At 68.5% G+C, this 12,192-nt stretch carries 13 protein-coding genes; 8 read left to right on the top strand and 5 right to left on the bottom strand.

What is annotated here, in order from left to right:
* Positions 1-12: 12 nt before the first annotated feature.
* On the bottom strand, positions 13-396 hold the full coding sequence (locus BTE28158_RS07125) for a tautomerase family protein (RefSeq protein ID WP_151048564.1): 384 nt from the start codon (positions 394-396) through the stop codon (positions 13-15).
* Positions 397-505: 109 nt separating this feature from the next.
* Between BTE28158_RS07125 and BTE28158_RS07120 the strand changes: the two genes are divergently transcribed.
* The 5 genes from BTE28158_RS07120 to BTE28158_RS07100 all read left to right on the top strand — a co-directional run bounded on the left by BTE28158_RS07120 (position 506) and on the right by BTE28158_RS07100 (position 5,209).
* Positions 506-1,363: a LysR family transcriptional regulator gene (locus BTE28158_RS07120; protein ID WP_174919759.1), complete on the top strand. Its 858-nt coding sequence runs from the start codon at positions 506-508 to the stop codon at positions 1,361-1,363.
* A 51-nt stretch (positions 1,364-1,414) separates the two neighbouring features.
* On the top strand, positions 1,415-2,338 hold the full coding sequence (locus BTE28158_RS07115) for a DMT family transporter (protein WP_059601682.1): 924 nt from the start codon (positions 1,415-1,417) through the stop codon (positions 2,336-2,338).
* A 67-nt stretch (positions 2,339-2,405) separates the two neighbouring features.
* Positions 2,406-3,185, top strand: coding sequence for a sensor histidine kinase (locus BTE28158_RS07110; protein WP_151051374.1), 780 nt, complete (start codon positions 2,406-2,408; stop codon positions 3,183-3,185).
* A 76-nt stretch (positions 3,186-3,261) separates the two neighbouring features.
* Positions 3,262-4,602 carry a hemolysin family protein gene (locus BTE28158_RS07105; protein ID WP_059601678.1) on the top strand — a complete coding sequence of 447 codons (1,341 nt, stop codon included), beginning with the start codon at positions 3,262-3,264 and terminating at the stop codon, positions 4,600-4,602.
* Positions 4,603-4,624: 22 nt separating this feature from the next.
* The gene (locus BTE28158_RS07100; RefSeq protein ID WP_151051376.1) at positions 4,625-5,209 is read left to right on the top strand and encodes a thiamine phosphate synthase; all 585 of its coding nucleotides are present in this window, start codon (positions 4,625-4,627) and stop codon (positions 5,207-5,209) included.
* A gap of 39 nt (positions 5,210-5,248) precedes the next feature.
* Here BTE28158_RS07100 and BTE28158_RS07095 read toward each other — a convergent pair whose 3' ends face one another.
* Positions 5,249-6,898 carry a DUF3459 domain-containing protein gene (locus tag BTE28158_RS07095; protein WP_151051386.1) on the bottom strand — a complete coding sequence of 550 codons (1,650 nt, stop codon included), beginning with the start codon at positions 6,896-6,898 and terminating at the stop codon, positions 5,249-5,251.
* A 302-nt stretch (positions 6,899-7,200) separates the two neighbouring features.
* Here BTE28158_RS07095 and BTE28158_RS07090 point away from each other — a divergent pair, with 302 nt between their 5' ends.
* Complete coding sequence (locus tag BTE28158_RS07090; protein WP_151051378.1) at positions 7,201-7,911, top strand: class I SAM-dependent methyltransferase; 711 nt, start codon at positions 7,201-7,203, stop codon at positions 7,909-7,911.
* Between the two features lie 138 nt (positions 7,912-8,049).
* Here BTE28158_RS07090 and BTE28158_RS07085 read toward each other — a convergent pair whose 3' ends face one another.
* Positions 8,050-8,703, bottom strand: a complete 654-nt coding sequence (locus BTE28158_RS07085) for a DUF1345 domain-containing protein (protein ID WP_059601672.1) — start codon at positions 8,701-8,703, stop codon at positions 8,050-8,052.
* Between the two features lie 136 nt (positions 8,704-8,839).
* Here BTE28158_RS07085 and BTE28158_RS07080 point away from each other — a divergent pair, with 136 nt between their 5' ends.
* Positions 8,840-9,565 (top strand): metallophosphoesterase, encoded by a 726-nt coding sequence (locus BTE28158_RS07080; RefSeq protein ID WP_151051380.1) that lies wholly within the window; start codon positions 8,840-8,842, stop codon positions 9,563-9,565.
* A gap of 64 nt (positions 9,566-9,629) precedes the next feature.
* On the opposite strand, the gene BTE28158_RS07075 is transcribed toward BTE28158_RS07080, so the two are convergent.
* Entirely contained in the window at positions 9,630-10,328 is a 699-nt protein-coding gene (locus BTE28158_RS07075) for an RES family NAD+ phosphorylase (protein ID WP_151051382.1), read from the bottom strand.
* Between the two features lie 2 nt (positions 10,329-10,330).
* The gene (locus BTE28158_RS07070; protein WP_059601665.1) at positions 10,331-10,750 is read right to left on the bottom strand and encodes an MbcA/ParS/Xre antitoxin family protein; all 420 of its coding nucleotides are present in this window, start codon (positions 10,748-10,750) and stop codon (positions 10,331-10,333) included.
* Positions 10,751-10,984: 234 nt separating this feature from the next.
* Here BTE28158_RS07070 and BTE28158_RS07065 point away from each other — a divergent pair, with 234 nt between their 5' ends.
* A complete protein-coding gene (locus BTE28158_RS07065) occupies positions 10,985-11,767 on the top strand; it encodes an ABC transporter substrate-binding protein (protein ID WP_059466532.1) in 783 nt (260 codons plus the stop codon).
* Positions 11,768-12,192 lie beyond the last annotated feature (425 nt).

Raw genomic sequence — 12,192 nt, 5'->3', positions numbered from 1 at the left:
TCAAACGACGTATCAGACGACGTATTGCGCGATGCCGTTGCCGAACGACCAGTCCTCCTTCAGCACTTCGACGAGACTGATGAATACGTCCTGCGGCCGCACGCCGGGCTGCCGCGCGAGGTTTTCGGCGATGGTCCGGTACAGCGCCTGCTTCTGCTCGAGCGTGCGCGTGTTGTTCGCCGTGATCTGGATCATCACGAGATCGCCGCTGCGTTCGATGTCGAGGTAGTGGCGGCCGAATACAAAGTTCTCGGCCGAATGCTCGGTCACGACCATGAAGATGTCGTCCTCGGGCACGTTGAACGTGTGCATCAGCGCGCGATGCACGCCGTCGACGAGCGCCGCACGGTAGGCGGCCGGTTTGCCTTCGCGCACTGCGATACGGGTGAACGGCATGATCCTGCTCCTTTCGGTGACGTTGAAAAATGGAAACGCCACGTCAGGTTAGGCGCGCGTGACTATAATGAACAGTCATCAATCAATATTTCATCCATTTACGTTCGAAATGAAAGTCCTCGACCTCGATGCGGTGCGCGCGTTCGTGCTGGTCGCCGATCTCGCGAGCTTCACGCGTGCCGCCGACGCGCTCGGCACCACGCAATCGGCCGTCAGCCTGAAGCTGAAACGGCTCGAAGCGCACCTCGGCAAGCCGCTGCTCGCGCGCACGCCGCGTGTCGTCAAGCTGGCCGCTGACGGCGAGAACTTCCTGCCGGCCGCCCGCGTGCTGCTCGACGCGCACGATCAGGCGCTCGGCGCGATTTCGGCCGGAACGCACCGCCTGTCGCTCGGCGTCAGCGAGCACGTTGCGGTGCCGGACCTGCCGGCCGTGCTGACGAGCCTGCACCGGCAGGATCCCGGGCTGTCGCTGGAAATGCACCTGGGCACGTCGGCGAGCCTGATCGTGCAATACGACGAAAGGCGACTCGACGCGGCGATCGTGCGGCACGAACCAGGCGAGGATCCTCCGCGCGACGACGGCACGCTGCTGTTCACCGAACCGCTCGCGTGGCTCGCCGCGCCCGACTGGACGCCGCGCGCCGGCGAGCCGCTGCCGCTCGCGGTGCTGGCCGGGCCGTGCGGCGTGCGGGCCGCCGCGCTGCGCGCGCTCGAGCATGCCGGACGGCCGTGGCGCGAGCGCTTTACGGGCGGCGGCGTCGCAGCGGTCACGGCGGCCGCCGCAGCCGGGCTCGCGGTCTGTCCGCTGGCGCGGCGCGTCGCCCCGCGCACGCTGGTCGACGTCGGCGCGAAATTCGGCTTGCCACCGCTGCCGCACTCGCAGGTCGTGCTGTATTCGCGCGTGCGCGACGCCCGCGCGGCGGCCGCACTCCGAAGGTTTTCCGACAGTCTTGCAATCTCGGCGTAAACTGATCGGTTCCGCCGTTCGCAATATTCCGAAGAATTCCGAAGAATTCCGATGAAGCCCGAAGCCCGCAAGCACCTCCGTGCCAACCTGCTGATGCTCGCCGCCGCCGCGATCTGGGGCTCGGCGTTCGTCGCGCAACGGCTGAGCCTCGACGTGATCGGGCCGTTTCTGTTCACGGGGCTGCGCTTCCTGCTCGGCGCACTGGTGTTGATCCCGCTGCTGACGTTCAACGCGGGCTCGCGCGCGCAGCTCGCGGCGATTCGGCGCGAGCCGGCGCTGCTCGCGCCGGGCCTCGCGCTCGGCGGGCTGCTCGCCGTATCGATCTCGCTGCAGCAGTTCGGCCTGCAGTACACACGGGTCGCGAACGCGGGCTTCATCAGCTCGCTGTACGTCGTGATCGTGCCGCTGATGGGCGTGTTCGCGCGCCACCGGATCGGCGCCGGCACGTGGTTCGGCGCGCTGCTCGCGGCGATCGGCCTGTACTTCCTCAGCATCGACGAGCATTTCTCGGTGCTCTACGGCGACTGGTTCCAGCTCGCGGGCGCCGTGATCATCGCCGCGCACGTGATGGCCGTCGGCCATTTCGCGAAGCGGCACGATCCGCTCGTGCTCGCGTTCCTGCAGTTCGTCGCGTGCGGCGCGCTGTGCCTCGCGGCCGGCCTCGTGATCGAGCCGGTCAGCGTCGCGATGCTGCGCAGCGCGCTGCCGACGCTGCTGTACGGCGGGCTGCTGTCGGTCGGCGTCGGCTATACGCTTCAGGTCGTCGCGCAGCGCGATGCGGCGCCCGCGCACGCGGCCGTGATCTTCAGCATGGAAGGCGTGTTCGCGGCCATCGCGGGCTGGGCCGCGCTCGGCGAGACGCTGACGCTGCGCGCGCTGGTCGGCTGCGCGCTCATGCTGGCCGGCCTGCTCGCCTGCCAGCTGCTGCCGAACGGCGACGCCCGGAAAAAGGACGAGGACGCGCTGCCGGCGTGACACGCGCGGTCCCTATAATGGCGGTTCGCGTGTTTTTCATGCCAACCGCTTCCGACAGGCCAGCTCCGTGACGTCCAATTCCGTCGATCCCGCCGCCGACCTCCTGCGCGAACGCGCAGCGCACTATGCCGCCGAGGCGGCGCTGTTCCTGCGCGACCAGGCGCTGTCCACCGCATCGCACGACCTGCGCAGCCCGCTGAACGCGATGCACAGCTGGGCGTACGTGCTCGAGCGCCAGCTCGCCGGTGCCGACCCGAACCTGCAACGCGCGCTCGCTGGCATCCGCGCAGGGATCGACCAGCAGGTCGCGCTGATCGACGACGTGCTCGACGCGCCGCGCGCCGCAACGCGCACACTCGCGATCGCCGTGCAGCCGTTCGCGCTGCGCCCGCTGCTCGACGACACGCTTGCGCTGGTGCGCTTCGCGCTCGCCGACGCGCGGCGGGTGACCATCGACGCGACGCTGCCCGACGGCGAACCGTCGCTGACCGCCGATCGCGAACGCATCGCGCAGGCGTTCTGGACGATGCTGACGACGGCCGTCGAAGCCAGCGCCGCCGGTAGTCGCGTGACCCTCACATGCACGCGCGACGGCGCGCTGTGCGTCGCGCACGTCACCTGCGACGTGAACGCCGACGCCCTCGTCGATCCCGCGCTGCCGCACGCATTCGAACCGTTCGCCCGCCACGAGATGCTGCGCGCGCGCGACGCGAAGCGCGTCGCCGGGACGCTCGCGCTGTGCCAGCGTGTCGCCCTCGCGCACGGCGGCACCTTCACCCACACCCCGTTCGCCGACAACTCCGCCGCCACCCTCTCGCTCTGCGTCCCCTGCGAGGCGCAGGTGTAAGCGATCGGCAGCCCGACTCATTACACTTCACTTTCAGGCCCTATACTGATGGGCCTTTCATGACTGGAGCGATTCTTTGTTACAGATCTTCGCGCTCATCGGCGCGTTGTTCCTGGTGGCCCTGAACGGGTTTTTCGTCGCAGCCGAATTCGGCCTCGTCAAACTGCGCGCGACGCGCGTCAAGACACTTGCCCGCAAGCACGGCCTGCGCGGGCGCATCCTCGCCATCGTGCACGGCCGGCTCGACGCCTATCTGTCCGCCTGCCAGCTCGGCATCACGCTCGCGTCGCTCGGCCTCGGCTGGGTCGGCGAGCCGGCGTTTGCGGAACTGATCGGCCCGCTGCTCGACCTGATCGGCGTGCAGTCCGAACGCATCGTCCACCTGATCTCGCTCGTGTTCGCGTTTTCGCTGATCTCGTTCCTGCACATCGTGGTTGGCGAGCTCGCCCCGAAATCGATGGCGATCCGCCAGTCGGAAAAGGTCGGCCTGTGGGTCGCGCTGCCGCTCTACGCGTTCTACTGGGCGATGTATCCGGCGATCTGGGTGCTCAACAGCAGCGCGAATGCGGTGCTGAAGCTCGCGGGGCTGTCGGCCGACCACGGCGGCGATGCGCACTACTCGACCGACGAGCTGAAGCTGATCCTGCGCAGCCGCCGCAGCGCGGGCAACGCGGCTCAGCCGGCCCGCGGCACGTACTCCAACGACGAGTGGAACACGCTCGCGCATTCGCTCGATTTCTCGTCGATGACGGTATCGGACCTGATGCGGCCGGCCCATGAAATGATCGGCCTGCGCCGCGACCTGCCGCTGCCCGACAACATGGAGATCGTCGCGCGGCATCGCTTCAGCCGCTATCCGCTGTTCGAGGATGCGTCGCGCGAAGAGGTGAGCGGGCTGATCCACCTGAAGGACCTGCTGCTCGCGCGTCATGCCGGGGCTGCGCTCGAGGACCTGTCCGACTACGTGCGCCCTGTGCAGTACGTGAAGCCCGACACGCCGGCACTCGACCTGTTCCGCCGCTTCCGCAAGGGCGCGCCGCACTTCGCGCTGGTCGGCAACAAGGGCGAGAAGCCGATCGGCTTCCTGACGCTCGACAACCTGCTCGGCGCGCTGGTCGGCCAGATCCACGACGAGTTCCGCCAGGGCGATGCGGACTGGAGCCGCCTCGACGACGGCACGCTGATGGGCAAGGGTAGCCTGCCCGTCGTGTCGCTCGAGCAGGCGCTCGGCATCGACATCGACGAAGGGCGCGCGGAATCGGTCGGCGGCCTCGTAATCCAGGCGCTCAACGATTTGCCGACCGAAGGGCAGCGCGTGTCGTTCGATCGCTTCGACGTCGTCGTGAAGAAGATGAACGGGCCGCGCATCGTGCTGGTGCGCGTCTACCCGAAGATCGCGAAGGAGGCGGACGAATGACGGCCGCCGCTCGCCGCGCGCGATGAGTCCGACGTTGCCGCGCTGCTACGTGATCACGCCGGAGCCGGCGTCCGCGTCGGCCGCCGATTGCCACGCATTCCTCGACAGGCTGTCGGCCGTGCTGGCGCGCGGCGGGACGCTCGTGCAGTTGCGCGTGAAGTCGTTCGATGCAGACGCGTTCGCGCGGCTGGCCGCCGATGCGCTCGCGCGCTGCGACGCGGCCGACGCGCAACTGATGCTCAACGGGCCGATCGATGTGGCGGGCGTGATGCAGCTCGACGGCGCGGGCTGGCACCTCGACGGCGCCGCGCTGCGCGCGGTCGCGCAACGGCCGCTGCCGGCCGCGCGCCTCATGTCGGCCGCATGCCACGGGGCCGACGATCTCGTGCTGGCCGCGCGCGCGGGCGTGGATTTCGTCACGCTGTCGCCCGTATTGCCGACACTCAGCCATCCTGGGGCGCCGACGCTCGGCTGGACGCGATTCGCCGCGTTGGCCGCGCAGGCCACGATGCCGGTCTATGCGCTCGGCGGCATGACACGCGCGCATCTCGACGAAGCGCGCCGCCACGGCGCGTACGGCGTCGCGGGCATTCGCAGCTTCTGGTAAGTGCGGCCGGGTGCGCCAGCATCCGGCCGGCCGCAGGCATCATGCGCCCGGAACGGGACGCATTGCGTGCCGTGCGCTGCCGTCGATCCGGCGCACGTCGTGCGTCAGCGCGTACCGGTTGACGTCGCCCGTCAGCCATGCGACGAGCGAATACGGCGGCAACTCCCCTTCATCGACCCGGTCGCGTGCGCGTGCCGGCGTCTCGAACACGACCTGCCCGCTCGGCGCCTCGAACGGCACCGCGTCGGGTGACAGGTTCAATGCGATGGTCAGCGTCTCGTCATCGGCGAGCCGCCATGATGCAAGCAGCGCATCGGCGTCCCCGTCACCGCTCGCCTTCAGCGCATGCGCGTCCTGCGGCCGGCAATCGGACAGCCGCGGCGCAATCAGCTTCGCGCGCACCGCGAGCGCCGACTGCACGAAATGCGCACGATCGACATCGCGCGCGGTTTCGTCGAAGATCAGCGGGATCTGCGGCGTGAGCAGCGATAGCGCAAGCGCCGCGAGGTCGGGAGTTTGCTCGTGGTCACCATGCTCGCTTTCGCGCCATGCGCCGTCGGACAGCACCAGCGACGTGAGCGACAACCCTTCGGCGCCTGGACCGTCGCCCGCCGTGGCCGGCTGGAATGCCGCGCCTGCCGCGGTCAGCGCGCGAGCAAGCGTGTGGATCGACTGGTTCGGCGAAATCCCTTCGTGCACCGACACGTCGCGCCCCGTCAGCCGATGCAGCGCACGTTCTCCGCAACCGTTCAACTGCGCATCGAAATGCGTATCGGCCAGATGCACCGGATGACGCTCGCTGCCGAGCACGAGGTGGATCATTCGGTCGGCCGGCACGGCCGCGCGCACGCGATCGGCGATCTCCCGCAGCCACGACGTGCCGATCCGGTCGGCCTCGCGCAGCCGCAAGCCGTCGCAACGGTATTCGTCGATCCAGTACAGCGCGTTGTCGCAGAAGAAGTCGCAAACCTCCGGATGGTCGAGCGCGAGCGGCGGCACCTGCAGCGGATCGTCGCGCGTATGAAAGAACGGTGCCGCGTAATGACGCAGCGCGTCGGTGCCGCTGCCGAAGCGCGCGTAATCGAGCTCCAGCAGCACCGCGAGACCGTAGCCGTGCGCATCGTCGATCAGCGCCTTCAGTGCGTCGGGGCCGCCCTCCGCCGCGAGCGGCGCGAATGGCAGGCTGTCGTGCGGCGACGCGAGCAACTCCAGCGCGGTCACGCCGAGACGGGCAAGCTGAGGCAACCGGCGGCGCACGCTGTCGAAGCCGCCGACCGCGTGCGGACGAATCGCGTACAGCGCAATGCCCTCCCACGGACGTCCGCGCCAGAACGTGTTGTGCCACGTGAATGCGCGCGGATCGACGACCTCGCTCGGGCCGTTGAGCCCGTCGGGTTGCGAACGCGATGCGGGATCCGGAATCGACGTGACGTCGTCGAGCCGATAACGGTAACGCGCGCCCGCACCGCATTCGACGAACGCCTCGAACCAGTGCGGACCGGCCGCCGTCATCGGGACGAGCGTCGGGCCCATACCGGTATCGAGTTCGAGCTGAACATGCGTGCTGCCCGGTGCCCATACGCGGAAATGCGTGCGCGGCGACGTGCCGAGCGCGCCGCAGGGCTGCGCGCCGGACGGCAGGCAGTGAATGTAGTGCTGCGCATACGGATCGTGCGGACAATCTGACATCATGCGCTCCTCGTGCGTGCCGAGCGGCATGGCCGCGCGGTCGACGCGGCGCATCGGGGCCCGGCATGCGATGGCCAGGCAGGGGGGAAGAAAAGTATGCGCCGGTTTCACGGCCGCGATGCATCGACTCCTCACATTTTTTAATGCGAATCGACCCCGTCAATGGTTGCGCATGTGGCGCGCCGATTCGGGTAGTCCGCATACCGGAATGTCCGCTCGCCTTGTTGCGCGTCCGACCCGCGCTTACGCTCCGTGCGATGCGCGTGGGCACCCCGTCCGCGCCCGAACCCGAGGAATCCGCCATGTCGCTCCCCGCCAGCGCCGCGAAGTTCGATCCGGCACGCGCGCACGAATACGCCGAACAATCCCGCATCGCGCTCGCCGGCTACGACGCGTGCCACGAGCTCGCCGCGTGCATGCTCGCGTCGGCGATCGGTGTGCCGCAGGCGCGGCTCCTCGTCGTGGGAGCAGGCGGCACCGGGCAGGAAATCTGCGTACCCGCGGCCCTGGAACCCGGCTGGCAGTTCACGGCCGTCGATCCGTCCGCGCCGATGCTCGCGCTCGCGCGTGCCAACGTCGAAGCGGCGGGTTTCGCCGCACGCACGCAATTCGTCGAGGCCGGCGTCGATGCGCTGCCCGATGCGCCGGCCTTCGACGGCGCGACGCTGATCGGCGTGCTGCATCACGTCCCCGGCGACGCGGCGAAGGCCGCGCTGCTGGATGCGATCGCGCGCCGCCTGAAGCCCGGCGCACCGCTCGTGATCGCGGGCAACTATCGCCGCTACGCGGACCACCCTCGCCTGCTCGACGCGTGGCAGCAGCGCTGGCGGATGAAGGGCGTGACGCCCGACGCCGTGCGTGCACAGCTGGCGAAAATCCTGCAGGGCGCCGATCCGCCGGCTGCCGAGGAAGCCGTGTTCGCGTTGCTGCACGATGCGGGCTTCGATGCGCCGCTGCGCTTTTTCTCGAGCCTGTTCTGGGGGGCGTGGATCGCGATGCGGCGCGGCGCGTGACCACGAGAAAAGGCACGAGGCGGCACGAGGCGGCACGCACACGGCAATCGGTGCTTTCTCGAAGCGATCCTCGCGCGGCCCGCCGACCGCCGCACGCTCGAGCGTGGCAGTGCGTACGAACGGCTCAAGTCACCCGCGTCAGCTCAACAACCCTGCCGCGACGTTGATCGACAGCCCGAGCACGGCCATGTTGAAGTAGAACGACAAGATGGATTGCGCGAGCACCGCGCGCCGAGCGGAACGGTTCGCGAGCGACACGTCGGCCGTCTGCGACGCGACCGCGAGCGTAAACGCGAAATACAGGAAATCCCAGTAATCGGGCTCGGGGTTGCGGTCGGGGAACCGCAGCGCGCGATCGCCGCTCGGCGAGCCGTAATAGAGCCGCGCATAGTGCAACGTGAAGATCGTCGGAATCAGGAACCATGCGCCGAACAGCGTCGCGCCCGTGACCGCGTAATGGCCGAGCCCGGCGCGAAAGCCCACGTTCTTCGCGGTCGCGAGTTCGATCGCGATCGCGGCGACGCTCGCGACCGTCGCGATGCAGATGACCGTCAGCACGGTCGTCGCGCTCTCGTCCTCGCGGATCGCGATCTCGCGCACCTGGTGATGATGCGCGGTGACCATGCGCACCCACATCAGCACGAGATACAGCCAGATCGTGCAATCCCAGCCGATCAGCGCGCGCGCGGTCGGCCTCAACTGCCACGGCAGCAGCACCGCGCACAGCACGCCGGCGGCGAAGGCCGCGACCATGCGCGGCCGATTGCGTAACACCTGCGGATAAAGCGTCATCGTACGATTCCGAAAGCGGATGGAAAGGGTTCAGCCGGCGTGCGAACGGCCCGCTGCGCCGTGCCGGGCGGTACCGCCCCGATTATCGCGATTCCTGCATGACGTCGCGATGGGCGTGAGCGCCTAAGATATCGGGATGACTCCCGTCCTCTGCCATCATCCCGCGAACGCGGCCGGCCGCGACTTCGTCGTCGGCGATCTGCACGGTTGCGTGGATGTGCTGCGCGCGCTGCTGCACGACATCGGCTTCGACCCGGCTCGCGACCGGCTGTTCTCGGTCGGCGATCTCGTCGATCGCGGCCCCGCGTCCGAAACCGCGCTCGAGCTGCTGGACCGCCCGTGGTGCCACGTGGTGCGCGGCAATCACGAAGAAGTGCTGAGCCTCGTGTCGCGCGGCAAGCTGTCGCCCGACGCGTGGCGCGGAATCGGCGGCGACTGGGGCGCCGATCTTCCGCCGGAACGGCTGCACGCGCATGCGGCACGCGTCGACGCGCTACCGCTCGTGCGCGTGATCGGCGACGGCCCCGCGCGCTTCAACGTGCTGCATGCGGAATTCTTCGGTTCGGATGCCGAACTCGACACGGGCAGCTATTCGCCGGACGTGCGCGAGCGGCTGATCTGGGGGCGCGACCTCGTGCAGGGGCTCGCCGACCCGGCCCGGCAGGCCGGCCTGTCGCTGACCTGCACCGGCCACACGCCCGTGCGCGCGCCGCAGCGCATCGGCGCGCAATGGTTCATCGACACCGGCGCGTTCGCACCGTCCGGACGCCTGACGATCGTCGAGCCGCGCACGGGCGACACGTGGTCGCTCACCCAGGCCGACGCGCGCGCACGTCATGCGGGCGACCTGCCGCTGCCTTAAAGCCTGATCACGCCAATGACGGGGCTTGGGGCCGGCAGCGTTCATGGCATGCCCAACGCGCTGGCTAGCCGACCTGGTTCAGTTCGAACACCGCATCGATCGCGGAACCGTTCCAGTTGTATTCGAGATACGCCGCGTGATGGCAGTCGCGCAGCAACGTCGTGCGGAACGCCGCGAGACACTCGCCGCGCGGGTCGCGCACCGACGGATAGACGATCCCCGCGCCGCCCGCATTGCGCACCGCGCGGCCGAGCGCCTGCCCGGCGCTGTAGTCGAGCGGATCGAGCAGCCCCGGGCTGCGCTGCGGCCACGTGCGCACGTCGGCGACGTCGCCCTGCGCGTACACCGTGTACAGCCGCATCTGCTGGCGCATCGGCGCCTCCTTCGTCGCGGCCAGGAACAGCCCGCTGTGATAGCGCGTCTCGGCGATCGCCGTATCGCGCGACCGTCCGCAGTAGAACACGCCGTAGCTGCCGTCGGAAAAGCGGCTGCCCTGCGGATTCAGGTGCGTGAACGCGGCCATGATCGGCCCCCAACCCGGGCCGTAGCGACGCTCGGCCGGCGGCACGAGGTCGAGCGTGCCGACTTCGTTGCGAATGCGGTCGTTGGTCAGCGATTCGAGCGCATAGAGCGCGTCGAAATCCTCGGCGGCCGCCACGCGGTCGAACAGGTTGATGGCCGGAAAACGGGTGGGAATCACGCGATAGGCAGGTGCCCAGTCGACGACGGTCGTGGGCCAGTGTTGTACTTCTTCAATCGGCATCGTCACGCCCAGCCACCCCGCATCGCGTCGAGATATTGACGGACGGCAACCAGGTCGCCGACGTTGCCGGCGAGCATGCGGTCGAGCGCGCGCTTGCCGCCGAACGGTGCGGCGTCGTTGGGCCGCTTGACCCAGGTGTCGGCCGCGGCCGGCTGCGGCAGCAGGATCTGCAGCGCCTTGTAGATGCCGAGCAGCAGCGATAGCCGCTCGAGCGTATCGCGCGGCAGGCGGGCCGATTCAGGCGCGGCCTTCCACTTGAAGAACGTCGAGCGGCCGGGCGACCCGAGTAGCACGATCTGTTCGTCGATCGTCAGCTCCCAGTCGCGCGCGATGTTGAAGAACGCACGCAGGCCGGCCGCCGACATCCGCGCGACCGAGGCCTGCCGCGGGGCGGAATGCGAATCGAAAGCGGGCTGTGACATGATCGTTAGTCTCGAAACGAATTTACTAACAAGATTAGTCCATTTTCGCATTTTTGCAAGGGTCGCCCCCCAAGGCGTCGGCATTCCGTCCGAAGGATCGATATTTTTTGTCCATTCTGGACTGTTATTTTATTTTCTGCGTTAATGACCGTGCGGACAGCGCACCGGGACGCGGCGCGTCCCCCGCAGCAACCGTGTCGCCCAGAACCGGATAGACCACGCCAAGGAACCACCATGAAGAGACTGATTGCCGCCGTTTCGATCGCCCTGCTCGCGGTATCGGCAGGCCCCGCCGTCGCGAAGGACTGGACCACGCTGCGCTTCGGCACCGATGCCAGCTACGCGCCGTTCGAATCGAAGGCGCCCGACGGCAAGCTCGTCGGCTTCGACATCGACCTCGGCAACGAGATCTGCGCACGGCTGAAGGCGAAGTGCGTGTGGCTCGAGAACGATTTCGACGGGATGATCCCGGCGCTGAAGGCGAAGAAGTTCGACGCGGTGCTGTCGTCGATGTCGATCACGCCGCAGCGCGCGGAACAGATCGGCTTCACGACGAAGATCTACAACCAGCCGACGCGGCTCGTCGTGAAGAAGGGTTCGCCGCTGCTGCCGACGGCCGAATCGCTGAAGGGCAAGTCGATCGGCGTCGAACAGGGCACGACGCAGGAAGCGTATGCGAAGGCGTACTGGGCGAAGCAGGGTGCGAACGTCGTGTCGTACCAGAACCAGGACGGCGTGTATGCGGACCTGACGTCGGGCCGCCTCGACGCCGCGCTGCAGGACGAGGTGCAGGCCGCGATCGGGTTCCTGAAGTCGCCGCGCGGCGCGGGCTACCAGTTCGTCGGGCCCGAACTCGTCGACGAGAAGGTGCTCGGCATCGGCGCCGGCATCGGGCTGCGCAAGGAAGACACCGACCTGAAGGCGAAGATCGATCGCGCGATCCTCGACATGGTCAAGGACGGCACGTACAAGCGGCTCGCGTCGAAGTACTTCGACTTCGACATCTACGGCGGCTGAAGCGGCGCCGCGCGCGGACGGGTGCGATACCCGTCGCGCGCGGTCTGACCGCCCCTCCCCTGCTCGCCGGACGGCGACGCCTCCCTGACGTTCGCCGTCGTGCCGGTTCATCGTCCGTATCGCGCATCCGGACGCCGCACGTCATTCGCATTGCAAACGGATCACCTGCTCTGGCGACAACAGGCGCTCGACGTCGTCAATAAGCGAAGATCGGGCGCCGGGGAACCGGTGCCCGCGTGCACATCCCCATGCGGATCGGGTTGGCGAGCGAGAAAGCGCCGGCCCGGCGCGGATGACCGGGTATCAGCCGGATCCGCCTCGCACCGGGCGCGGAGAGGTGGCCTGTCGACGCATGCCGGCCGGCAGCAAGATGCGCGGTCGACCGGCGATGGGTCGAATCACTGCGGTCGCGGCCTGCCGGCCGC

Origin of the sequence: Burkholderia diffusa (assembly GCF_902499115.1) — a bacterium.
Classification (GTDB): Bacteria; Pseudomonadota; Gammaproteobacteria; order Burkholderiales; family Burkholderiaceae; genus Burkholderia; species Burkholderia diffusa.
Note: the sequence above shows the minus strand (reverse complement) of the source record. Positions and strands in the feature narration are given on the sequence as shown.

Bases quoted from the DNA above. Each gene is read 5' to 3' on its own strand.
- BTE28158_RS07125 (WP_151048564.1), bottom strand. From the start codon at position 396: ATGCCGTTCACCCGTATCGCAGTGCGCGAAGGCAAACCGGCCGCCTAC.
- BTE28158_RS07120 (WP_174919759.1), top strand. From the start codon at position 506: ATGAAAGTCCTCGACCTCGATGCGGTGCGCGCGTTCGTGCTGGTCGCC.
- BTE28158_RS07115 (WP_059601682.1), top strand. From the start codon at position 1,415: ATGAAGCCCGAAGCCCGCAAGCACCTCCGTGCCAACCTGCTGATGCTC.
- BTE28158_RS07100 (WP_151051376.1), top strand. From the start codon at position 4,625: ATGAGTCCGACGTTGCCGCGCTGCTACGTGATCACGCCGGAGCCGGCG.
- BTE28158_RS07095 (WP_151051386.1), bottom strand. From the start codon at position 6,898: ATGTCAGATTGTCCGCACGATCCGTATGCGCAGCACTACATTCACTGC.
- BTE28158_RS07090 (WP_151051378.1), top strand. From the start codon at position 7,201: ATGTCGCTCCCCGCCAGCGCCGCGAAGTTCGATCCGGCACGCGCGCAC.
- BTE28158_RS07085 (WP_059601672.1), bottom strand. From the start codon at position 8,703: ATGACGCTTTATCCGCAGGTGTTACGCAATCGGCCGCGCATGGTCGCG.
- BTE28158_RS07080 (WP_151051380.1), top strand. From the start codon at position 8,840: ATGACTCCCGTCCTCTGCCATCATCCCGCGAACGCGGCCGGCCGCGAC.
- BTE28158_RS07075 (WP_151051382.1), bottom strand. From the start codon at position 10,328: ATGCCGATTGAAGAAGTACAACACTGGCCCACGACCGTCGTCGACTGG.
- BTE28158_RS07070 (WP_059601665.1), bottom strand. From the start codon at position 10,750: ATGTCACAGCCCGCTTTCGATTCGCATTCCGCCCCGCGGCAGGCCTCG.
- BTE28158_RS07065 (WP_059466532.1), top strand. From the start codon at position 10,985: ATGAAGAGACTGATTGCCGCCGTTTCGATCGCCCTGCTCGCGGTATCG.